The organism is Pseudarthrobacter sp. RHLT3-21 (assembly GCF_059383495.1).
On sequence record NZ_JBWZCI010000001.1, the window covers coordinates 493,958 to 516,289 of the forward strand.

Below are 22,332 nucleotides of genomic sequence, written 5' to 3' on the forward strand. Positions count from 1 at the left end.
CAGCACGCAGAGGCCCCCCGGATGGCGACTGTCGATCCGGCCAGCCAGGACAACTACATCTACAACCGCCTCCTGAAAGAGCGGATCATCTGGCTGGGCTCCGAGGTGCGTGACGACAACGCCAACGCCATCTGCTCGCAGTTGCTGCTCCTGTCCGCCGAGAACCCGGAAAAGGACATCTACCTCTACATCAACTCTCCCGGCGGCTCCGTGACCGCGGGCATGGCCATCTATGACACCATGCAGTTCATCACGAACGACGTCGTCACCGTCGCCACCGGCCTGGCAGCCTCCATGGGCCAGTTCCTGCTCTCCTCCGGCACCAAGGGCAAGCGCTACGCCACTCCTAACGCCCGCGTCCTAATGCACCAGCCCTCCGGCGGCATCGGCGGCACAGCCTCGGACATCAAGATCCAGGCCGAGCTGATCCTGCACATGAAGAAGGTCATGGCTGAACTGACTGCGGAGCAGACCGGCCAGGCGGTGGAAACCATCCTCAAGGACAACGACCGCGACAAGTGGTTTACTGCCACGGAGGCCCTCGAATACGGCTTCTTCGACAAGATCGCGGCCCACGCCGGTTCCGTCTCCGGCGGTGGCGGAACCGCTAGCGGTACCTCCGGCGAGTCGGCGTCCGAGAAGTAACCCGGCACTTTCGAACACTCAGATCAGGAGCAACAAAAATGAACTACAACTTCGGATCGACTGCCGGTAACCTTCCGACCAGCCGCTACGTACTTCCCCAGTTCGAAGAGCGCACGCCTTATGGATTCAAGCGCCAGGACCCGTACACCAAGCTGTTCGAGGACCGCATCATCTTCCTCGGCGTCCAGATCGACGACGCCTCCGCTGACGACGTCATGGCCCAGCTGCTGGTGCTCGAGTCCACCGACCCGGACCGCGACATCACGCTGTACATCAATTCCCCGGGCGGCTCCTTCACCGCCATGACCGCGATCTACGACACCATGACGTACATCCGCCCGGAGATCCAGACCGTCTGCCTCGGCCAGGCCGCTAGTGCTGCCGCCGTGATCCTCGCGGCTGGCACACCGGGCAAACGGCTGGCCCTGCCCAACGCCCGTGTCCTGATCCACCAGCCGGCACTCTCCGGCGGCCAGGGCGGACAGGCATCGGACCTTGAGATCCAGGCCGCTGAAGTCATGCGGATGCGCGCCTGGCTTGAGGACACGCTGGCCCACCACTCGGGCCGCACCTCGGAGCAGGTCAACAACGACATCGAGCGTGACAAGATCCTGACCGCGGCGGAGGCCTTGGATTACGGCCTCATTGACCAGGTCCTTGATTCCCGCAAGATGAAGCCGCAGGCAATTACCAGGTAGTAAGGCTCTTCAAAGGCCGGTGCGGTCCAGTTTGTTTTTGGGCCGCACCGGCCTTCTCTTTCCACCCTTGAGGCCGAATGTGACCTAGAGTGGAAGTTGTCACGGCCGGCCCTCCCAGGCCCGCCACGATTCCAGCAACGGTGCACAGCTGCCTGGCAGCAAGATTCTAAAGGGGTTCACATATGGCTCGGATTGGCGAGAGCACGGATCTGCTGAAGTGTTCTTTCTGCGGAAAGAGCCAGAAGCAGGTACGCAAGCTCATAGCCGGGCCCGGTGTCTACATCTGCGACGAATGCATTGAGCTCTGCAACGAGATCATTGAGGAAGAGCTTGCGGAAGTCGCCGATCTGGGCAGCTTCGAACTGCCCAAGCCCCGCGAGATCTTCGACTTCCTGCAGGAATACGTCATCGGCCAGGAGCCTGCCAAGCGCTCCCTCGCCGTCGCCGTTTACAACCACTACAAACGGATCCAGGCAGGCCACGCCCCGAAGAGCGGCAGCCTCGCCGATGGCGGCCACCACGACGACGTTGAAATCGCCAAGTCGAACATCCTCCTGATCGGCCCCACAGGCTGCGGCAAAACCTACCTCGCCCAAACGCTGGCACGCCGGCTGAACGTTCCGTTCGCCGTCGCGGACGCCACCGCGCTCACCGAAGCCGGCTATGTGGGTGAGGACGTGGAGAACATTCTCCTCAAGCTCATCCAGTCAGCGGATTACGACGTCAAAAAGGCCGAGCAGGGCATCATCTACATTGACGAAATCGACAAGATTTCGCGCAAGAGCGAGAACCCCTCCATCACCCGGGACGTCTCCGGTGAGGGCGTGCAGCAGGCTCTCCTGAAGATCCTCGAAGGAACAGTGGCCTCCGTTCCGCCCCAGGGCGGACGCAAGCACCCCCACCAGGAATTCATCCAGATCGACACCACCAACGTGCTGTTTATCGTGGCGGGCGCCTTTGCCGGGCTGGAAGAGATCATCGGTTCGCGTTCCGGACGCAAGGGCATCGGCTTCGGCGCCCCGCTCAACGACGCCAGCAACAAGGTGGACTCCTATGGGGAAGTGATGCCCGAGGACCTCCTGAAATTCGGACTCATCCCGGAATTCATCGGCCGCCTGCCCGTGATCACCACGGTCTCCAGCCTGGACCGCGACGCCCTCATCCAGATCCTCTCCACGCCGAAGAACGCGCTGGTCAAGCAGTACCAGAAGATGTTCCAGATCGACGGCGTGGAACTCGTCTTCGATGACGACGCCCTCAACGCCATCGCCGACCAGGCCCTTGAGCGTGGCACCGGTGCCCGCGGCCTCCGCGCCATCATGGAGGAAGTGCTGCTCCCGGTCATGTTCGACCTCCCCAGCCGCGAGGACGTGGCCAGCGTGGTCATCACCGCTGACGTTGTTCTCAGCAAGGCAGAGCCCACCCTCATTCCGCACGTGACCAAGCGACGCAAGTCCGCCTGACGCGTCCGCCACCCAGCCTGACACTTCCACCTTCCATCCCCGCACGCCCAGGAACCAGAGGACTCACGCATGACTGAAACAACCATCAACCAGGCCGACTTCTGGTTCGATCCGCTGTGCCCGTTCGCCTGGATCACCTCACGCTGGATCGGCGAGGTAGAGGCCGTCCGCGATATCGAGACGGTGTGGCATGTGATGAGCCTGGCCGTCCTCAACGAAGGGCGCGAACTCGACGCCGGCTATCGGGAGCTCATGGACAAGGCGTGGGGCCCGGTCCGGGTCATCATCGCGGCCCAGGAGCAGCACGGTGACCAGGTGGTGAAGCCGCTCTACGACGCCATGGGCACACTGATCCATCAGGGTGGAGAGAAGGACTTCGGCGTTGTCATCAGCAAAGCGCTGGCCGAGTGCGGACTCCCGGCCAGCTTGGCAGACGCTGCCACCACGGACGCCTTTGACACCCAGCTGAGGGCCAGCCACGAAGAGGGTATCTCGTTGGTGGGCCAGGAGGTTGGAACGCCGGTTGTTGCCTTCAACGGAACTGCTTTCTTCGGCCCCGTGCTGACCCGCATCCCGCGCGGAGAACAGGCCGGCCAGCTGTGGGATGCCACCGTCACGCTCGCCTCCTACCCGCACTTCTTCGAGATCAAGCGCAGCCGCAGCGAACGCCCCGAATTCGGCTAAACGCAGACAGCGAAAAGCCCCGGAAGAACTACTCTGATGTAATTCTGCCGGGGCTCTTGCGCATCCAAACCGGCGGGACAACAATGGTCTTACCCACTTCGAAAGAAGCGGGACGCAGGAACCAAAGATTCAGTGATATGTATCCGACGCAGCCATCGGCAAAGTCAGATACAAGCTACCAGTGACGAGGTAGGAAGACCTGAAGATCCGAGGATCCTGCCAGACCATCAAAGACGTCACCAGGATGGCCGCAAAGTCGAAGCCCCACCAACGGCAAAACGCTGATGGGGCTTCCCCTTTGCCCAAAATCAGGCCAAAATCCGGTCAGGCCTTGGGCTGCTCCTCCGGAGCTGCCAGGACAACGTCACTGACTGTCAGTTCGCCGTCGCCAGCCACGAGGGTCAGTTCGCGGGCGTTCGAGGCTGCCTTCAGGTCGCCGAGGCCGGCCTTCAGCTGCGTGGTCAGGGATTCCGACGCCGTGATGGTGGCGGAGAGGACCTCGGTGCGCTGCTTGACCTTGGCCTCGGACTTTGCCTTGCGGACGCCGCTGAGGGCCGTGCCCACGGTGGCGAGCAGGGTGGTGTCGCCGTCCACCTCTACGGCGGTGGGCCACTGCGCGCGGTGCACGGAGCCGTTTCGCCACCAGCCCCAGACCTCTTCGGTGGCGAAGGGCAGGAACGGGGCGAACAGGCGCAGCAGGGTGTCCAGGCTGGTGGCGAGGGCTGCCAGCACGGATTCCTGCTCGGCGTCGCCGGCGGCACCGTAGGCGCGGTCCTTGATGAGCTCCACGTAATCGTCCGTGAACTGCCAGAAGAAGCTCTCGGTGATCTGCAGGGCCCGGGCGTAGTCGTAGTTCTCAAACGCCTTGGTGGACTGGCGCACCACCTCGGCCAGCTGGGCCAGCACCGCGCGGTCCAGCGGGTTGGCCAGGACCGAGAGGTCGCCGGAGACCACAGAATTCTCCGTCGCACCCAGGTTCAGGACGAACTTTGAGGCATTCAGCAGCTTGATGGCCAGGCGGCGGCCGATCTTCATCTGCGCGATCTCGTAGGCCGTGTCGGCGCCGAGCTTGGCGGACGTGGCCCAGTAGCGGACGGCGTCGGAGCCGAATTCGTCCAGCACGTCGGTGGGAACCACCACGTTGCCCTTGGACTTGGACATCTTCTTCCGGTCCGGGTCAAGGATCCAGCCCGAGATGGCAGCGTGCTTCCACGGTGCGGCGTGCTGCAGCGCATCAGCCTGGACCACCGAGGAGAAGAGCCAGGTGCGGATGATGTCGTGGCCCTGGGGGCGCAGATCAAAAGGGAAGACCTTGGCGAAGAGGTCCTCGTCCCGGCTCCAGCCGCCCACAATCTGCGGCGTCAGGGAAGACGTGGCCCACGTATCGAGGATGTCGGCGTCGCCGGCGAAGCCACCGGGAACACCGCGCTGGGCTTCGTCGTAACCTGGTGCGGCATCGGCCGCAGGGTCAACCGGCAGCTGCTCGTCCAGAGGCACGATCGGGGCGTCGTACTGCGGGTTGCCATCGGCATCCAGCGGGTACCAGACGGGGATGGGCACACCGAAGAAGCGCTGGCGGGATACGAGCCAGTCGCCGTTCAGCCCGGAGATCCAGTTCTCGTAGCGGGACCGCATAAAGGCCGGGTGGAAGTCGATCTCGTGGCCGCGCGCGATCAGGCGGGCGCGGCGCTCTTCGTCGCGGCCGCCGTTGCGGTAGTACCACTGGCGTGAAGTGACAACCTCGAGGGGCTTGTCGCCCTTTTCGTAGAAGTTCACCGGGTGCATGATCTTCTTCGGTTCGCCGTCGATCAGATCTTCGGCGGCCAGGAGCTCCACCACTGCTTCCTTGGCGCTGAAGACGGTCTTGCCCGCGATGGCCTCGTAGGCGGTGCGGCCTGCGTCGGTGGTGATCCAGCCCGGGGTTTCGCCGATGATCCGTCCGTCCCGGCCAACGATGGCGCGGGTGGGCAGCTGGAGTTCCCGCCACCAGGTGACGTCGGTGAGGTCACCGAAGGTGCACACCATGGCGATGCCGGAGCCTTTGTCCGCCTTGGCCAGCGGGTGGGCCCTGACTTCAACCTCAACACCGAAGACCGGGGACGTGACCTTCTTGCCGAACAGCGGCTGGTACCGCTCGTCGTCGGGGTTTGCCACCAGGGCGGCACAGGCTGCCAGCAGTTCAGGACGGGTGGTCTCCACGTAGATCTTGTCGCCGTCTTCGGTGAAGAACGGGTAGCGGTAGTACGCGCCGGCAACTTCGCGGTCTTCCAGTTCAGCCTGGGCCACGGCCGTGCGGAAAGTGATGTCCCACAGGGTTGGTGCCTCGGCCATGTAGGCGTCGCCGGCTGCCAGATTGGCCAGGAAGGCGCGCTGGGAGACTTCGCGGGAGGCGTCATCGATGGTCCGGTACGTCAGCTGCCAGTCAACGGAGAGCCCGAGCTGCTGGAACAGGCTTTCGAAGACCTTCTCGTCCTCCACGGCCAGTTCTTCACACAGCTCGATGAAGTTCCGGCGCGAGACGACGTCGAAGTCGCGCTGGTTCTTGGCAGGCTCGGCCGGTGCGCGGTAACCGGCATCGTACGGGATGGCCGGGTCGCAGCGCACGCCGTAGTAGTTCTGCACGCGGCGCTCGGTGGGCAGGCCGTTGTCATCCCAGCCCATCGGGTAGAACACGTTCTTGCCGATCATGCGCTGGTAGCGGGCCAGCACATCCGTCTGCGTAAAGGAGAACATGTGCCCCACGTGCAGGGAGCCCGACGCGGTGGGCGGGGGAGTGTCGATCGAGTAGACCTGCTCCCGGGTGGTGTCCGGGTTGAACTTGTAGGTCCCTTCGGCAAGCCAGCGCTGCGTGAGGGCAGCTTCGAGCCCCTCAAGGGCGGGCTTGTCCGGAACGTTGATAGGGGCGGTGGAGGGCGTGTCTGTACCCTGAGTGTCTTCAGCCATCTGGCAATTGTTTCATGTTCCGGTGGCGCGGCCTGCCGTATCATGCCGGAGATGGGCACAACCGCGGAATCTTTTGTGATCAAACGCATCTATGACGCGCCAACGGACGACGACGGCTGCCGGGTTCTGGTGGACAGGCTCTGGCCCCGCGGGGTCAGCAAGGAAGCCGCTGAGTTGGACGTCTGGCTGAAGGACATTGCGCCTTCAGCGCCGCTGCGGCAGGAATTCGGGCACATGAAGGAGCACTTCGGCGACTTCCGGCTGAAGTACCGCCAGGAGCTGGAAAGCAACCCGGCTGTCGCCACCCTCCTGGAGCTGGGGCTCGCGCATAGCCGGGTGACCCTCCTCTACGGAGCCCGGGATCCTGAGGTCAACCACGCCCGGGTGTTACTGGAGTTCATGCGGGAGCATCCGTAGCGCCGATGCCGTTAGGGTGGTGCCATGACTGAGGATTCACGGAACAAAGCAGCAGTTGTTACAGGGGCCAGCACCGGCATCGGCGAGGCAACAGTCCGCGCCCTGACGGCAGAAGGCTGGACCGTGTTCGCCGTGGCACGCCGCGCAGAACGGCTGGCCGCGCTGGAAGCTGAAACGGGCGCCGTCGGAATTCCCGCTGATATCACCGAGGACGACGACGTCGCCCGGCTGCTTGCCCGTGTCACCAAAGCGGGCGGTGTGGGGACGCTGATCAACATCGCCGGCGGGGCTCGGGGCGCCGACCTGGTGGGCGCTGCCAACACCGAGGACTGGGAATGGATGTTCCGGGTCAACGTCCTCGGCACCATGAAGCTCACCCGGGCGTTCCTGCCGATGCTCCGCGCCAACGGCGAAGGAACTGTCCTGAACCTGACGTCCACCGCCGGGCTGGTGGCCTACGAGGGCGGCGGCGGCTACAACGCCGCCAAGTTTGCCCAGCACGCACTGACCGGTGCCCTCCGGCTGGAAGAGGCGGAGCACAACATCCGCGTCATCGAGGTAGCCCCCGGCCTTGTCCACACCGAAGAGTTCGCGCTCAACCGCCTCGGTGACAAGGACGCTGTCGCGAAGATCTACCAGGGTGTGGAGAAGCCCCTGACGCCGGCCGACGTAGCCGACGTGGTGCGCTACGCCGTCAGTGCACCGCACCACGTCAACCTGGACCAGATCGTGATCCGGCCCGTTGCCCAGGCGGCCACCCACAAGCTGATCCGCAAGGGGTGAACTGGTCCGCTGCGGCCGACCGGCAGTACTTCGTGGCGTGTGCCCCCCTGGCGGGTGCCTTGTGGCGGGTGCTTAGCCGGCCGGGACGGCGAGCGTGGCCAGGACGGCCGCATGGTCCGTGCCCGGCACGCGCTGGACCTGGTATCCGGTGCTCCCCACCAGCGGTGTGGTCACCAGGTGGTCGATGGCGATCCCCGGCAGCCGCGGACCCTCCATCGGCCAGGTGGGCACCAGCCGGGATCCTGACGCCATCCCCACGTCAACCAGTTCCGTACGGTCCGGGGCCGCGCCAAGCAGCGCCCGGAACTCCTGGTGGTCATAGGTGGCGTTGAAGTCGCCGATCAGCAGCCTGTTGCCGGGACGCTCCGCCAGCCGGCCTACGGCCGCGAGGTCGCTGCGCCACTGGTCAACCCTGACATCCACCGGCGGCAGGGCGTGGACGTTCGTGACTTCCAGGACCGCCACCGATCCACCCGATGCGGCCGTCACCCGGACGGTGGGCATCCGGAACGGCGTGTCCGGGAGGATGCCCACCAGGTCGAGGGGATAACTGGAGTACACGGCACTGCCGGCGCCGTCATCAGTCGGATCGCTGATCCGGTGGGGCATGAGGCTGTCCAGGCCTTCGGCGCTCAACCGGTCCTGGAGGGCCTGCGAATGCTCCTGGACCGTCAGGAGGCCTACACCGTTGTCCTTGACCAGTTGCACGATGCGGGCCGCATCCGCCTGGCCGAACTCCGAGTTGATGTTCATCGCCGTTAGTTCCACCGTGGCTCCCGCACTGGCAGCGGCGGCAGGACGCGCCGCATCGAAGGGGAAGAGCCAGAAGATCTGGCACAGCAGAAGCGCTCCGGCGGACGTCTGTTGCCACCTGCTCCGGCCAACAACGGCCAGGATCGTGGCCAGCGCAGCGGGCACCGCCAGCCAAGGAGTGAAGGACAGCAGCTGGACCGCGAGCACCGGCCAGTCGGCAGGGATCGCGCGGAACACGGACAGTACCAGGACGGGCAGCACAGCAAAGAGTGCCAGCCAGCGGCAGGCCGTGCCGAGAAAGCCGTGGGCGGAAGTCATGGCTCCGAGTCTAGGCACAGACGTGCCTGTTGGCGGGAGTCAGGCTGCTATCCGGGAAGCGTGAGCTCTGCCACGACGGCGGAGTGGTCGGTGCCGGGAACCGTGATGGTCGCGAAGGCCATGACCTCGATGTCCGGGGTTACGAGGACATGATCCAGTGCTACGAACGGCGGGATGCTGGATCCGGACGGCCAGGTTGGCGCCAGGCCCTTGCCGGCCGCCTGGGCGGCATCCATAAACCCGGTGGCCAGAAGCTCCCGGAACTCGCGGTGGTCGTGGCCGGCATTGAAATCGCCCAGCAGGATGGCGGGCGGCGAACCGGGCAGCGCCCGCTGGAGATCTCCTAGCTGCCGCAGTTCTTTCCGCCAAAACGGTGTATGCCCCGGCCGGGGCGAGTCTATGTGAACGGCCGTCACGTGGATGCCACCGGATGTCCCGGGAATGGCCGCCTCGGCCCTGCTCTGGTAAAAGTTGCTTTCCGGCACGCGCGCCGAGGAGTCCAGCGGGAACCGGGAAAGGATTGCGCTGCCTGTGCCTGCCCAGTCGACGTCCAGCGCACGGTAGGGGAATTGTGCGGCCAGCCCAGCAGCTTCGAGGGCTTCCAGCCCTGGCGGAGCAAGCTCCGGCAGGGCCAGGATGTCGATGTTCCTGACGCGGGCCAGCGAGAGCAGCGCGTCGGCATCAACTCCCATTGAGCCCACGTTGAGGGCCATCACCGTCACCGTCCGGCCGGCACCAAGAGAGCCAGAGGCCCCCGCAGCCTGAAGTGCCGTTGCGGCTCCTTCGGTGGACATAACGCGGGGCGCGACCGCAACCAGCTGGAGCAGCAGTACGGCGGTTACCAATGCGGCGAGGATGGTGCGGGCGGGCCGGGGATCCAGGCACACGGCGAGGACCATGGCTCCAAGGGCTGTCGCCGTGGCCAGCAGGCTTGCGGGAAACAGGGACAGCAGCTGGATCCAAGGCGTGCCGAGGTCCCACGGGATAAAACGCAGTACTGTCAGCGCGGCGCCCGGCAGGCAAAGGACTACCGCGACGGCCCAGCAGAACCACGCGCTTACGCGCCGGAACCGCCTGTCCTCCCCGCGCATACCGGCCGTCTGCATACCGTTCATTATTGGGGGCCGGCACGCATCCTCCAATGACTTGGCCCGCTAATGCTGCCCCTGATCCTCAAACTGGTCCCGGCGCGGGTCCCCGCGCTCCGGAGAATGGCGGTAGACGGGCAGGCGATAGTAGACTCAGACATGGCTACGACCCGGCGATCACCGGTGAGCTTCCGGAAGAACGCACCGACCGCCAGGCATCTGGCAGCCGGTGTTACTAGAACCGGACGGGTAAGCCCGTCACAGCAGTAATGAGCGGCCGGCGCAACAACAGCTCTCCACGGAGCGTGGTGGAGTGCCGGTAAGTGAGGTGGTACCGCGGTCAGCGTGCAGTCCCAGGACAGCACACGAGCCGTCCTCGCATCCTGAACGGAACCAGTCAGCAGCGGCTGAATGGTTCACCAGCTCAACCCAGGATGTCGAGAATGACGTATTACCCCAAAGCCTCAGCCTCCCCTTCGGCTACCGTTTCGAGCGGCGCTGCCGCTGGTGTCTCCCACTCCGTGAAGTTCCCGGAGATCGAAGAGCGCATCCTGAAGTACTGGGACCAGGACGGCACCTTCCAGGCCAGCATCGACCAGCGCAGCGCCGACGCCCCCGGCGGGCAGCCCGGCAGCAACGAATTCGTCTTCTATGACGGTCCTCCCTTCGCCAACGGCTTGCCGCACTACGGCCACCTCCTGACCGGGTACGCCAAGGACCTCGTGGGCCGCTACCAGACCCAGCGCGGCCGCCGTGTGGAACGCCGCTTCGGTTGGGACACCCACGGCCTGCCGGCTGAACTGGAAGCCATGAAGCAGCTGGGCATGACTGACAAGACCCAGATCGAGACCATGGGCATCGACAAGTTCAACGACGCCTGCCGTGCCTCCGTGATGAAGTACGCCGATGAATGGAAGAGCTACGTCACCCGGCAGGCCCGCTGGGTGGACTTCGACAACGACTACAAGACGCTCAACGTCGAATACATGGAATCGGTCCTGTGGGCCTTCAAGCAGCTGCACGAAAAAGGCCTGACGTACAACGGCTACCGCGTGCTGCCCTACTGCTGGAAGGACGAAACGCCGCTGTCCAACCACGAACTGCGCATGGACGACGACGTCTACAAGAACCGCCAGGACCAAACAGTCACGGTGACGTTCCCCATCACTGCAGGGGAGACGGAGTTGTCGAAGCAGCTCGCCGGCGTGCAGGCGCTCGCCTGGACCACCACGCCCTGGACGCTGCCCACCAACCTCGCGCTCGCCGTCGGGCCTTCCATCACCTACGCCGTGCTGCCCGCCGGACCCAGCGGCGTCAAGGCCGCCTCGCCGGACGCCCCGGTTACCGGAAGCTTCCTCCTGGCCGCTGACCTGCTGGCCGCGTACGCCAAGGACCTGGGCTATGAGGATGTGGATTCCGCCGAGGCCGCCGTGACGTCAACCCACACCGGCGCGGAACTTGCGGGCCTGGCGTACCAGCCGCTGTGGAACGACTTCCGCGACGACGAAAAGTACGGCACCCAGAACGCCTGGCGTTTTCTCGTGGCCGACTACGTCACCACCACCGATGGCACCGGCATCGTCCACCAGGCGCCCGCCTACGGTGAAGACGACCAGAAGGTCTGTGAAGAGGCCGGCATCCCGGTAGTCCTGTCCGTCGATGAAGGCGCCAAGTTCCTGCCGCTGTTCAGCCACGGCGACCTGCACGACATCGTGGGCCTGCAGGTGTTCGAGGCCAACAAACCCATCACCCAGGTGCTGCGGGCGCAGGGTCGCCTGGTCCGCCAAGCAAGCTACGAGCACAGCTACCCGCACTGCTGGCGCTGCCGCAACCCCCTGATCTACCGCGCTGTTTCCTCCTGGTACGTGGAAGTCACCAAGTTCAAGGACCGCATGTCCGAACTGAACCAGGAGATCAACTGGATCCCCGGGAACGTCAAGGACGGCCAGTTCGGCAAGTGGCTGGCCAACGCCCGCGACTGGTCCATCAGCCGCAACCGCTACTGGGGCAGCCCCATCCCCGTGTGGCAGTCCAGCGACCCCGAGTACCCGCGCACCGACGTCTACGGCTCCCTGGCCGAGATCGAGGCGGACTTCGGCCGCCTGCCACTGAACAAGGCCGGCCAGGTTGACCTGCACCGGCCGTTCATCGACGAACTGATCCGCCCGAACCCGGACGACCCCCGGACCCCCGAAGAGGGCCAGTCCGTGATGCGCCGAGTGGAGGACGTCCTGGACGTCTGGTTCGACTCCGGCTCCATGCCGTACGGCCAGGTGCACTACCCGTTCCAGAACGAGGCCTGGTTTGACACGCACAACCCGGCGGACTTCATCGTGGAGTACATCGGCCAGACCCGCGGCTGGTTCTACATGCTGCACATCCTGTCCACGGCTCTGTTTGACCGTCCGGCCTTCCGGAACGTCATCAGCCACGGCATCGTGCTGGGCTCGGACGGGCAGAAGATGTCCAAGAGCCTGCGCAACTACCCGGACGTCTCGGAGGTCCTGGACCGCGACGGCTCCGACGCCATGCGCTGGTTCCTGATGTCCAGCCCCATCCTGCGCGGCGGCAACCTGGTGGTCACCGAACAGGGAATCCGCGACGGCGTCCGCCAGGTCATCCTGCCGCTGTGGAACGTCTACATCTTCTTCACGCTGTACACGAACGCAGCCGGCGGCGGTTCGGGCTACGACGCGAAGCTCCGCTACGACGGGTACGCAGACACCCTGGACCAGTACCTGCTGGCCAACACCGGCGACCTGGTCCGGAACATGACCGCCCAGCTGGACAGCTACGACATCTCCGGCGCCTGCGACGAACTGCGCAGCTACCTGGACATGCTCACCAACTGGTACGTCCGCCGCAGCCGTCAGCGCTTCTTTGACGAGAGCGCTGACGCGTTCGACGCGCTCTACACAGCGCTCGAAACCGTGTCCCGCGTGGCCGCCTCGCTGCTCCCGCTGGTCTCCGAGGAGATCTGGCGCGGCCTCACCGGCGGCCGCTCCGTGCACCTGGCCGACTGGCCGGACGCTGACCTGTTCCCGGCCAACGCTTCGCTGGTGGAAGCGATGGACCGCGTGCAGCAGATCTGCTCCACCGGATCCTCGCTGCGCAAGGCCGCCAACCTTCGCGTCCGGCTGCCGCTGCAGGAACTGACCGTTGTGGCACCCGGCGCGGATGCGCTGGGAGGCTTCGCCGCCGTCGTCGCCGATGAACTGAACCTGCGCTCCGTCCGCCTGCTGGACGCCGAGAGCGCCTCCCCGGAGGAGTTCGGCATCGAGCAGAAGCTGGTGGTCAACGCCCGCGCCGCGGGACCGCGCCTGGGCAAGAACGTCCAGCAGGCCATCAAGGGCGCCAAGTCCGGTGACTGGTCGGTTCAAGAAATAAACGGCGTCGCTGGAGTCGTTGTTTCCGGCGGCCTGGAGCTGGAACCCCAGGAATACACGCTGGAGACAGTAGTGGCGGAGTCCGACGGCGGTTCTGCTACCGCATCCTCTGCTGTCGCAGTATTGCCCGGAGGCGGCTTTGTGGTGCTCAATACCGAGGTCACGCCCGAACTTGAGGCCGAAGGGACGGCCCGCGACATGGTCCGCGCCATCCAGCAGGCACGCAAGGACTCCGGACTGAACGTGAGCGACCGGATCCGGACCACCGTTACGGCCGTTCCCACCGTGCTCGATGCTCTGCTGGCCAACGCCAAGCTGGTCAAGACCGAAACCCTGACCCTGGAGCTGGCCACAGTTCCGGCTGAGTCAGGCGAACCACGCATCACCGTCGAAAAAGCAGAGGCCTGAGCCATGACTGACGAATTCTCCGTGGAAAGTGTCTACGCCGAGCTGCTGGGGCGTGCACCGGAAAACAAGATGGAGCCGCGTCTCGCGCCGCTGTTCCGGGCGATGGATGTACTGGGGGAGCCCAACAAGGCCTTCCCGATCATCCATGTGACCGGCACCAACGGCAAGACCTCCACGGCCCGGATGATTGAGGCCGGGCTGCGCGCGCACGGCCTAAGCACCGGCCGCTACACCAGCCCGCACCTGTCCAAGGTCACTGAGCGGATCAGCATCGACGGCCACCCCGTCTCTGACGAAACGTTCGTCCGGATCTGGGACGAGATCCGCCCGTACCTGCAGATCGTCGACGACGAACTCACCGCGGCGGGGGAGCCCCGGCTCACGTACTTCGAGTGCCTGACCATCCTGGGCTTCGCGATCTTCGCGGACCAGCCCGTCAACGTGGCCGTGATCGAGGTGGGCCTGGGCGGCATCACCGATGCCACCAACGTGGGCGACGGCCTGGTTTCGGTGGTCACCCCCATCTCGCTGGACCACACCGACCTGCTGGGCGACACCACCGAGGACATTGCCTACGAGAAGGCCGGCATCATCAAGCCCGGCGGTTACCTCATCAGTGCCTCGCAGCCCGTTGATGCTGCGCAGGTGCTGCTCGAGAAAGCCAAGGAAGTGGCAGTCCCGTTCCGGTTTGAAGGCGTGGAGTTCGGCGTCGAATCCCGGACGGTAGCTGTGGGCGGCCAGGTAGTGAGCATCCAAGGCATCGCCGGCCGGTACCCGGAACTGCTGCTGCCGCTGCACGGCGCGCACCAGGCCCAGAACGCGGCAGTGGCCGTGGCAGCACTCGAGGCCTTCTTCGGCGGCGAAAAGGAACTTGACGCCGAGGTGCTCCAGGAAGCCTTCGCGTCCGTCACGTCCCCCGGCCGCCTTGAGGTTGTCCGGACGGCGCCCACCATCATCGTGGACGCGGCCCACAACCCGGACGGCATCAGGGTCTCGGCCGAGGCCATCCAGGAGGCCTTCACTTTCACCCGGCTGGTGCCGGTGGTCGGAGTCCTGAAGGAGAAGGACGCCGAAGAGATCCTGCGCCAGCTCAAGGAATCCCTGGGCGACATCGCCCAGGAATACTGCTTCACCCAGTCCAACTCGCCACGGGCAGTGCCCGCGGCCGAACTGGCCGAACTGGCCGTTGAAATGGGCTTCGGGGAAGACAACATCCACATTGCTGAGAAGCTCGACGACGCCCTCGAATGGGCCGTGGAACGCGCCGAAGCCAACGACGACCTCTCCGGCGGCGTGCTGGTGACGGGTTCCATTACCCTGGTGGCGGAAGCCCGGATCCTGCTCGGAAAGACGGAGGCCTAGGCGTGGCCAAGCTAACCAAAGCCCAGCGCGAATGGCGCCCGGGAATGCCCAAGAAGCGCCGGTCCACCAAGGTGATGTTTGCCTCCACAGTCCTGCTGCTTGAGGCGTTTGTGGTGTTCTTCGCAACGCTGGCCGTCTTTGGACTCAAACGCGGTGAGTTTCCGCCGGCGCTGATCCTGGGGATCGGCATCGCGCTGAGCGTCGTGATGGTCCTTGCCTGCGCTGTGCTGTCCAAACCGTGGGGCGTGGGGCTGGGCTGGATCCTGCAGATTGTGCTGATCCTGACGGGCATTGTTGAGCCCATGATGTTCCTGGTCGGTGCGCTGTTCGGCCTGGCCTGGTGGTACGGAATCCGCACCGGCATCAGGATCGACTCCGAGGCCGCACAGCGCGAACGCGAACAGACCGAGTGGAATGCGTCGCACGGGGACGCCACGGAATCCTCGTAGAATAGTCCCGAAACCCACCCATTACGCATTGGAGCAGCTATGACCATTGAGCGCACCCTGGTACTGATCAAGCCCGACGGCGTTGCCCGCAACCTCAGCGGCGCCATCCTGGGCCGCATTGAGGCAAAGGGCTACACCCTCGCCGAACTGAAGAAGGTTGACGCCAGCCGGGAACTGCTGGAGCAGCACTACAAAGAGCACGTGGGCAAGCCGTTTTACGAGCCCCTCGTCGAATTTATGCTCAGCGGACCGGTTGTCGCCGCGATCTTCGAAGGCCACCGCGTCATCGAAGGCTTCCGGTCCCTGGCTGGCACCACCGATCCCACCACTGCGGCTCCCGGCACCATCCGTGGCGACTTCGGCCGCGACTGGGGCCTGAAGGTCCAGCAGAACCTGGTCCACGGCTCCGACTCCGTGGACTCGGCCGAGCGCGAAATCAAGATCTGGTTCCAGGACTAAGTCCCGCACCGCCAAGTAAAGGCGCGAACCGGCACGTAATACCCTCAAATCTCGGATTTGAGGGTATTACGTGCCGGTTCGCGCCTTGTTGTGTGTGGTATTTGTGTGCGTTTTGCGGGGCTCGCTTAGAAGCCTGATGTTCCGGCAAACACCTGGATGAACGCGAAGAAGATGCTGGCGATGACTGCCACGTACAGCAACGCGGTGATGATCCAGCCCGATTCGCCCAGCACACGTGCCGCACCTGCCGGGACGGGGATGATGCCATGGACGACGTTACGGATGGTTACCCAGACGAAGAGTGGGATCATCGCGGCCCAGACGATCATGCAGAACGGGCACAGAATGTGGATGTCGTAAAGTGCCTGGGACCAGAGCCACACCACAAAAGCGAAGCCGAGCGTGACGCCGGCCTGGAGTCCTGCCCAGTACCAGCGTGCAAACGTGGCGCCGGACAACAGGGCCATGCCCACGGTGATGATGACAGCGAACGCCACGATGCCAATAAACATGTTGGGGAACCCGAACGCCGAGCTCTGCCAGGTCTGCATGACCTGGCCGCAGGAGATCCACGGATTTACGTCGCAGGCCGTTACGTGATTCGGATCCTCCAGGAGGGCGAGCTTTTCCAGGACCAGTGATCCCGAGGCCAGCCAGCCGATGGCGCCGGTGATGACCATCAGCCAGCCGAACGCTCGGTTACGTGCCATCGGCGGCACAGTCCCGGGCGTGGCGGGCAACGGCTCTGCCGCAGGGGAAGCCGCCGGCGTGTCGGTGCCGTGGGAGGAAATGCTGGGCATGGTGTGTGGCGTCCTTTGCTTCGGGTGCTCCTTTCCCCGATTGTAACGCCGGTGGCTGGAAGCAGCATTCAGTCGGGGCCCTCACGTCCTGATCCGTTGCCCTTGCTTCCGCCGTCTTTCAGCCCGGGTGTGAGAGAATGAACATGGCTGGAGGCCGACCCACATTCGGACTCCGGTCCGGTGGCTTGTTTCAAGACCGCCAATGATGAGCAGGGCAGGCTTCGGATTCTCTGATCCGGCTTCCCGCAATTCCATTGGTCGGCACCTGGTTGTGGCGTGTAGAACAACGGGTTTCAGGACACAGCCGACGGCTCCCACGGGCTGCCGCACCCCTCTGCCGGTGCGAACCTGGGAGTATCCACTTGACTTCTGTCAACGCCTGCGGGTTTTGACAATATGTGCCCCAATGGGTGCCGGATGTGGCGGTACGTCAGGGGCAGGAGTGTTGCCACATATGGAAAACGAACAAGCACCAGCCGTTAATGATGAAGCCGTCGAGGCTGCGGAAGCGCCCAAGAAGGTCACCCGGACGCGTCGGAAGGCAGTGCCGAAGGCCGCAGAGGCCGCACCGGTGACTGACGCTGCTGAGGACGTCGCGCCGGAGCCCAAGGCACCGGTTCGCCGGACCCGCGCACGTAAGAAGGTGGACACCGCCGAGCCGTTGCCGGCTTTCGCGGCTGAGGCCACTGAAGCACCCGCCGCCGCGATTGTTACCGAGGCCACCGTAGAGCCCTCCGCCGTAGAGCCTGCCGCCGCCGAATCTGCAGCCCCTGAGGCTGCAGCGGAGACCAAGCCTGTCCGCCGCCGCCGCGTGGCCACGCGCAAAACCTCGGCCCCCGACGTCGCCCCCGCGGCCGTGGAACCAACAGCTCCTGAGGCAGCCCCTGAAGCTGCAGCGACGCCGGCCCCGGAAGCAGAGGAAGTCGCAGCTGCGGAGGCCGCCGCGCCCGCAGCAACCGCCGCCGTCGCACCCGCCAAGGCTGCCGCCGTCAACGCTGCCGCCGCGCCGGCTGAAGAACCGGCGGATGCCGAGCCTGCCAGCCCGTTCAGCTCACTGTTCCTTGAGCCGGCGTCCACCACGTCTGTGCTTTTCCAGGCCCCTGACCTCAGCACCGTGGTCCGCCCGGCACCGGCCGCCGCCGTGGTTGAAGAGCCGGAAGAGGACGACGCCGAAGACGGCGAAGCGGACGACGCCAACGGCCGCCGCAGGCGCCGCAGCCGTGGTCGCCGCGGACGCAGCCGCACCGGCGAAAGTGATGCTGACGGCGATAACGAAGGCGACGACGGCGCAGCCGATGAAACTGATGACGAATCCGCCGGGCAGGCCGATGAGGGCGTGACGTCCCGCCGTCGCCGCCGTCGCCGCCGTGGCGACCAGGATCTGGAACTGACCGGCGGAGAAGGCGACGACCCGCCCAACACGGTGACCCGCGTCCGCGCGCCGCGCGCCGCCACCGAAGCGCCGGTCAACAACCGCGTCACGTCCGTCAAGGGTTCCACCCGCCTCGAAGCCAAGAAGCAGCGCCGCCGCGAATCCCGCGATACCGGCCGTCGCCGCACCGTCATCACCGAGGCTGAGTTCCTGGCACGCCGTGAATCAGTCGACCGGCAGATGATCGTCCGCCAGCGCGACGACAGAATCCAGATCGGCGTCCTCGAAGACGGCGTCCTGGCCGAGCATTTTGTCTCCAAGACCCAGCAGGACTCCCTGATCGGCAACGTCTACCTCGGCAAGGTGCAGAACGTCCTGCCGTCCATGGAAGCGGCGTTTGTTGACATCGGACGCGGCCGCAACGCCGTCCTCTACGCCGGTGAAGTGAACTGGGAAGCCGTTAACCTCGAAGGCAAGCAGCGCCGGATCGAAAACGCGCTCAAGTCCGGCGACACCGTCCTGGTCCAGGTCACCAAGGATCCCGTGGGCCACAAGGGTGCACGCCTGACCAGCCAGATCTCGCTGCCCGGCCGTTACCTGGTCTATGTGCCCGGCGGGTCCATGACCGGCATCTCCCGCAAACTGCCCGACGTCGAGCGCAACCGCCTCAAGCGCATCCTCAAGGACCGCCTCCCGGAGCACGCCGGCGTCATCGTCCGCACCGCTGCCGAAGGCGCCTCGGAAGAGGAGCTCACTCACGACATCAACCGGCTGCGGGCGCAGTGGGAGGGCATCGAAAGCCAGTCCACGTCCACCAAGATCCTCGCGCCGGAGCTGCTCTACGGCGAACCTGACCTCACCATCAAGGTGGTCCGCGATGTCTTCAACGAGGACTTCTCCAAGCTGATCGTCTCCGGTGAAGAGGCCTGGGACACCATCGAGGCCTACGTCACCTATGTGGCGCCCGACCTCGTCGGCCGGCTGGAAAAGTGGACCAAGGACACGGACATTTTCGCGGCCTGGCGCATCGACGAGCAGATCCACAAGGCCCTGGAACGCAAGGTCTTCCTGCCCTCGGGCGGCTCGCTGGTCATCGACCGCACCGAAGCCATGACCGTGGTGGACGTCAACACCGGCAAGTTCACCGGCAGCGGCGGCAACCTCGAGGAAACCGTCACCAAGAACAACCTCGAGGCAGCTGAAGAAGTGGTCCGGCAGCTGAGGCTCCGCGACATCGGCGGCATCATCGTCATCGACTTCATCGACATGGTCCTCGAATCCAACCGCGACCTGGTCCTCCGCCGCATGGTGGAGTGCCTGGGCCGCGACCGGACGAAGCACCAGGTAGCCGAAGTGACCTCGCTGGGCCTCGTGCAGATGACGCGAAAGCGCATGGGCACCGGGCTCCTGGAAGTCTTCGGCGAGCAGTGTGAAACCTGTGCGGGCCGCGGGATCGTCACCCACGACGACCCCGTGGAGCACCGCCGCGTCAACACCGTAGCCGCTGAGCACCATGTGCAGCGGGTGGACAGCCGGCAGGACCCCCGCATCAACGATCAGCGCCCGGACACCGTGCGCACGGACAGTCAGCGCCCGGACAGCCAGCCGGGTGGCCGCACTGACCGGAAGCGCCGCCGCGGACGGGGCGGCCAGCCGCTGGAAACTGCACCGGCAGCGCCGGTGCAGATCCACACGGTCCACCCGGAACCCAGTGATTCCGAGCGCCATGCCAAGGCGGAGGCCACGCGGGCAGCGCTTGCGAACATTGCGGCGGCAGCCCACGCTGCGCACATGCACGACGACGAGGTGGCTCTCGCATCAGCCGCCGCGGGACAGCTGCCCGCTGCGCCGGCGCCGGCTCCGGCCGTGCGCTCCGAGACGGACTCCAACGGCCGCCCGGCCGCTGTGCTGACGTTCGGCGGAGAGCAGGTTGTGCTGCCGTTCGTGGAGCATCACGAGGATCTGCCGCACGCGCCTGCCCTGACACTGGACCGCCTCGCGGAGGCCTTCGCCCACCTTGGCGGTTCGGCTCCTGTGGCGGAAAGCAAGCCGTCGGCAGTCCAGGCAACTGAAAGCCAGCCGGCCGGACCTGCCCGTCAGCAGCAGCAGCCTGCCGTGGCGGAGAAGGATTATTCCGACCACACCGAGGAGCCGCGCGCCCGCCGTCCCCGGCGGAACCGGAGTGCCAGCCGTGCCCAGGGCGCAGCCAACGCCACGTCCGTGGAGCATCACGAAGCCGCTCCGGCGGCTGCCGCCGGACACACCCACGCCGCCAAGGCCCCTGAGCCCGTCAAGGCTCCTGTGGCTGAGAAGCCGGCGGCCACCAACGCGCCCATCATCCTGGGCGTAGGGGTTCCGGCCTCGGAGCTCTGACCAAACAGCAGGGCAATCCACTACACCGGCGCCCGGACGTACCCGTGAATTACGGGCTGCGTCCGGGCGTCCGGCGTTAAGTCCTGAGGAACGCTAGGCTGGTGACTGACACGGGGTGCCGCGCAGAGAGCCGGCTGAGATCCACACCCGTTGAACCTGTCCGGTTAGCACCGGCGAAGGGATGTCTCCTTTGGCTTCAACTTCTGTCCTTCCTCCTGCAACGCCCCTGGCTACGGCAACCCCCGCTGTGTACCGGCCCGCCCCAGGCCGCTCTTCTGCGGTCCAGGTGCTGCGTGACGTTCCGCGGGTGCTGTCCATTGCCGGATCGGACCCCTCAGGTGGCGCGGGCGTCCAGGCCGATCTCAAGAGCATTGCGGCTCTTGGCGGCTATGGCATGGCGGCCATCACCGCCCTGACAGTCCAAAACACGCAGGGGGTCCGGGCGGTTCACGTCCCGCCGGCGTCCTTTCTGGGCCAGCAGCTTGAGGCCATCAGCGACGACATCACCATCGACGCGGTCAAGATCGGCATGCTGGGCGACGCCGCGGTGATAGGCGTGGTCCGGGACTGGCTGGAAAAGGTGCGTCCCGCCGTCGTCGTTCTTGATCCGGTGATGGTGGCCACCAGCGGAGACCGGCTGCTGCAGGAGTCGGCGGAGGTAGCCCTGCGGGAACTGCTCCCGCTCGCGGACCTGATCACCCCCAACCTGGCCGAACTGGCCATCCTGGTGGGGGAGCCGCAGGCGCGGGATTGGCCTGATGCGCTCGGGCAAGGGCGGCGGTTGTCCGCCGCGACCGGTGCCACCGTGCTGGTCAAGGGCGGCCATCTCGACGCCGGTGCGTGCCCGGATGCCCTGGTCAACGCCGCCGGGCTGCTTACCCGGGAGGTGGTGGAAGTGAGCGGGGACAGGATCCCCACCCGCAACAGCCACGGCACCGGCTGCTCGCTGTCGTCGGCCATGGCCACGGCTCAGGCCAGGCTGGGGGACTGGGAAGCCGCATTGCGGAAGGTCAAGCCTTGGCTGGTTGGCGCGCTGCAGGCCTCTGACCAGCTCGAGGTGGGCGGGGGCAACGGCCCCATCAACCACTTCCACCACATGCAGCAGGTTCCGGCAGCCGGCGAATTCGCAGAGACGCTGCGTCGGGCGTCGGAGCCGGATCTTCAGGCCATCTACGGGCTGGATTTCATCCGTGACCTGGCGGCCGGCACGTTGGCTGAGGAGCAGTTCGCCTTTTACCTCGCCCAGGACGCCATCTACCTCAACGGCTATTCGCGTGTCCTTGCCCGGGCCAGTGCGCTGGCGCCCACGGAAGCCTCGCAGCTGTTCTGGGCAAAGTCGGCCCGGCAATGCCTTGAGGTCGAATCCGAACTGCACCGCACGTGGCTGAGCACCAGGACAGTGGACTCCGTCCTTGGACCTGTCACCAAGTCCTACGTGGACCACCTGCTGGCAGCCTCGGCCTCCGGCAGCTATGCGGTCCTCGTGGCGGCGGTGCTGCCGTGCTTCTGGTTGTACGCCGAGGTGGGACAGACCCTCCACGCGGAGTTCCTGGCTGCCGGTGCCCCTGCAGCGCACCCTTATGCCGACTGGCTGCGGGCCTATGCTGACGAGGACTTCGCGCAGGCCACCCGCGACGCCATCGCCTTGGCTGACGATGCCGCCCGGAGCGCTTCCGCGGCTGAACGGGCGGCGATGCTGGTGGCGTTCAGGCAGTCCTCCCGGTTCGAAGTGGAATTCTTCGACGCGCCGCGAATTCATTCCTGACAGTTTGGCGTCCACGTGGCCTGTACGATAGTCAGGCACGGTTTTGGATTGTCAGTGCAGTACCTGCTTGTGGGTCCTATCACAGACAACAGACCGTAACCAGCCTCATTTGCGGCCGAAGGCAAAATTAGCGTATTCTAGATCTTCGGTGCTTACGCCAACACTT

The 22,332-nt window shown here is 65.4% G+C and carries 16 protein-coding genes and 1 riboswitch; of the genes, 12 read left to right on the forward strand and 4 right to left on the reverse strand.

Translation table 11 applies throughout. From position 1 onward, the window contains the following. Positions 1-21: 21 nt before the first annotated feature. The 4 genes from AC50YA_RS02365 (at position 22) to AC50YA_RS02380 (ending at position 3,490) form a co-directional block, all read left to right on the forward strand. Positions 22-645: an ATP-dependent Clp protease proteolytic subunit gene (locus AC50YA_RS02365; RefSeq protein WP_494980838.1), complete on the forward strand. Its 624-nt coding sequence runs from the start codon at positions 22-24 to the stop codon at positions 643-645. 38 nt (positions 646-683) lie between these two features. Continuing rightward, the gene (locus tag AC50YA_RS02370; RefSeq protein WP_104060840.1) at positions 684-1,343 is read left to right on the forward strand and encodes an ATP-dependent Clp protease proteolytic subunit; all 660 of its coding nucleotides are present in this window, start codon (positions 684-686) and stop codon (positions 1,341-1,343) included. Positions 1,344-1,525: 182 nt separating this feature from the next. After that, positions 1,526-2,806, forward strand: a complete 1,281-nt coding sequence (gene clpX / locus AC50YA_RS02375; RefSeq protein ID WP_252565723.1) for an ATP-dependent Clp protease ATP-binding subunit ClpX — start codon at positions 1,526-1,528, stop codon at positions 2,804-2,806. A gap of 69 nt (positions 2,807-2,875) precedes the next feature. After that, a complete protein-coding gene (locus tag AC50YA_RS02380; protein WP_494980763.1) occupies positions 2,876-3,490 on the forward strand; it encodes a mycothiol-dependent nitroreductase Rv2466c family protein in 615 nt (204 codons plus the stop codon). Between the two features lie 324 nt (positions 3,491-3,814). Here the strand turns inward: AC50YA_RS02380 and valS are convergent, their stop codons facing one another. Then, complete coding sequence (gene valS / locus AC50YA_RS02385) at positions 3,815-6,433, reverse strand: valine--tRNA ligase (RefSeq protein ID WP_494980764.1); 2,619 nt, start codon at positions 6,431-6,433, stop codon at positions 3,815-3,817. Between the two features lie 51 nt (positions 6,434-6,484). On the opposite strand from valS, the gene AC50YA_RS02390 reads away from it, so the two are divergent. Then, positions 6,485-6,850 (forward strand): DUF488 domain-containing protein, encoded by a 366-nt coding sequence (locus AC50YA_RS02390; RefSeq protein ID WP_494980765.1) that lies wholly within the window; start codon positions 6,485-6,487, stop codon positions 6,848-6,850. Between the two features lie 24 nt (positions 6,851-6,874). After that, the gene (locus AC50YA_RS02395) at positions 6,875-7,633 is read left to right on the forward strand and encodes an SDR family oxidoreductase (protein WP_494980766.1); all 759 of its coding nucleotides are present in this window, start codon (positions 6,875-6,877) and stop codon (positions 7,631-7,633) included. A 72-nt stretch (positions 7,634-7,705) separates the two neighbouring features. Here the strand turns inward: AC50YA_RS02395 and AC50YA_RS02400 are convergent, their stop codons facing one another. Further along, entirely contained in the window at positions 7,706-8,704 is a 999-nt protein-coding gene (locus tag AC50YA_RS02400) for an endonuclease/exonuclease/phosphatase family protein (RefSeq protein WP_494980767.1), read from the reverse strand. Positions 8,705-8,751: 47 nt separating this feature from the next. Further along, complete coding sequence (locus AC50YA_RS02405) at positions 8,752-9,810, reverse strand: endonuclease/exonuclease/phosphatase family protein (protein WP_494980768.1); 1,059 nt, start codon at positions 9,808-9,810, stop codon at positions 8,752-8,754. Positions 9,811-10,235: 425 nt separating this feature from the next. On the opposite strand from AC50YA_RS02405, the gene ileS reads away from it, so the two are divergent. From ileS to ndk, 4 genes are read left to right on the forward strand one after another with little or no spacing between them, the layout of a single operon-like run. Next, positions 10,236-13,586 (forward strand): isoleucine--tRNA ligase, encoded by a 3,351-nt coding sequence (gene ileS / locus AC50YA_RS02410; RefSeq protein ID WP_494980769.1) that lies wholly within the window; start codon positions 10,236-10,238, stop codon positions 13,584-13,586. A gap of 3 nt (positions 13,587-13,589) precedes the next feature. After that, positions 13,590-14,948 (forward strand): bifunctional folylpolyglutamate synthase/dihydrofolate synthase, encoded by a 1,359-nt coding sequence (locus AC50YA_RS02415; protein ID WP_494980770.1) that lies wholly within the window; start codon positions 13,590-13,592, stop codon positions 14,946-14,948. A 2-nt stretch (positions 14,949-14,950) separates the two neighbouring features. Continuing rightward, positions 14,951-15,397 carry a DUF4233 domain-containing protein gene (locus tag AC50YA_RS02420; protein ID WP_494980771.1) on the forward strand — a complete coding sequence of 149 codons (447 nt, stop codon included), beginning with the start codon at positions 14,951-14,953 and terminating at the stop codon, positions 15,395-15,397. A 39-nt stretch (positions 15,398-15,436) separates the two neighbouring features. Beyond that, complete coding sequence (gene ndk, locus AC50YA_RS02425; RefSeq protein ID WP_494980772.1) at positions 15,437-15,856, forward strand: nucleoside-diphosphate kinase; 420 nt, start codon at positions 15,437-15,439, stop codon at positions 15,854-15,856. A gap of 125 nt (positions 15,857-15,981) precedes the next feature. On the opposite strand, the gene AC50YA_RS02430 is transcribed toward ndk, so the two are convergent. Beyond that, a complete protein-coding gene (locus AC50YA_RS02430; RefSeq protein WP_494980773.1) occupies positions 15,982-16,656 on the reverse strand; it encodes a vitamin K epoxide reductase family protein in 675 nt (224 codons plus the stop codon). Between the two features lie 454 nt (positions 16,657-17,110). Between AC50YA_RS02430 and AC50YA_RS02435 the strand changes: the two genes are divergently transcribed. Both AC50YA_RS02435 and thiD read left to right on the forward strand, forming a co-directional pair. Next, entirely contained in the window at positions 17,111-20,401 is a 3,291-nt protein-coding gene (locus tag AC50YA_RS02435; RefSeq protein ID WP_494980774.1) for an Rne/Rng family ribonuclease, read from the forward strand. Between the two features lie 101 nt (positions 20,402-20,502). Beyond that, a riboswitch (TPP riboswitch) is annotated at positions 20,503-20,600 on the forward strand. Further along, positions 20,583-22,166, forward strand: a complete 1,584-nt coding sequence (gene thiD / locus AC50YA_RS02440) for a bifunctional hydroxymethylpyrimidine kinase/phosphomethylpyrimidine kinase (protein WP_494980775.1) — start codon at positions 20,583-20,585, stop codon at positions 22,164-22,166. Its footprint overlaps the riboswitch before it by 18 nt. The last annotated feature ends 166 nt before the right edge of the window (positions 22,167-22,332 follow it).

Bases quoted from the DNA above. Each gene is read 5' to 3' on its own strand.
- AC50YA_RS02395 (WP_494980766.1), top strand. From the start codon at position 6,875: ATGACTGAGGATTCACGGAACAAAGCAGCAGTTGTTACAGGGGCCAGC.
- thiD (WP_494980775.1), top strand. From the start codon at position 20,583: ATGTCTCCTTTGGCTTCAACTTCTGTCCTTCCTCCTGCAACGCCCCTG.
- valS (WP_494980764.1), bottom strand. From the start codon at position 6,433: ATGGCTGAAGACACTCAGGGTACAGACACGCCCTCCACCGCCCCTATC.
- AC50YA_RS02405 (WP_494980768.1), bottom strand. From the start codon at position 9,810: ATGCAGACGGCCGGTATGCGCGGGGAGGACAGGCGGTTCCGGCGCGTA.
- AC50YA_RS02380 (WP_494980763.1), top strand. From the start codon at position 2,876: ATGACTGAAACAACCATCAACCAGGCCGACTTCTGGTTCGATCCGCTG.
- AC50YA_RS02415 (WP_494980770.1), top strand. From the start codon at position 13,590: ATGACTGACGAATTCTCCGTGGAAAGTGTCTACGCCGAGCTGCTGGGG.
- AC50YA_RS02390 (WP_494980765.1), top strand. From the start codon at position 6,485: ATGGGCACAACCGCGGAATCTTTTGTGATCAAACGCATCTATGACGCG.
- AC50YA_RS02370 (WP_104060840.1), top strand. From the start codon at position 684: ATGAACTACAACTTCGGATCGACTGCCGGTAACCTTCCGACCAGCCGC.
- clpX (WP_252565723.1), top strand. From the start codon at position 1,526: ATGGCTCGGATTGGCGAGAGCACGGATCTGCTGAAGTGTTCTTTCTGC.
- AC50YA_RS02365 (WP_494980838.1), top strand. From the start codon at position 22: ATGGCGACTGTCGATCCGGCCAGCCAGGACAACTACATCTACAACCGC.
- ndk (WP_494980772.1), top strand. From the start codon at position 15,437: ATGACCATTGAGCGCACCCTGGTACTGATCAAGCCCGACGGCGTTGCC.
- AC50YA_RS02400 (WP_494980767.1), bottom strand. From the start codon at position 8,704: ATGACTTCCGCCCACGGCTTTCTCGGCACGGCCTGCCGCTGGCTGGCA.
- ileS (WP_494980769.1), top strand. From the start codon at position 10,236: ATGACGTATTACCCCAAAGCCTCAGCCTCCCCTTCGGCTACCGTTTCG.
- AC50YA_RS02435 (WP_494980774.1), top strand. From the start codon at position 17,111: ATGGAAAACGAACAAGCACCAGCCGTTAATGATGAAGCCGTCGAGGCT.
- AC50YA_RS02430 (WP_494980773.1), bottom strand. From the start codon at position 16,656: ATGCCCAGCATTTCCTCCCACGGCACCGACACGCCGGCGGCTTCCCCT.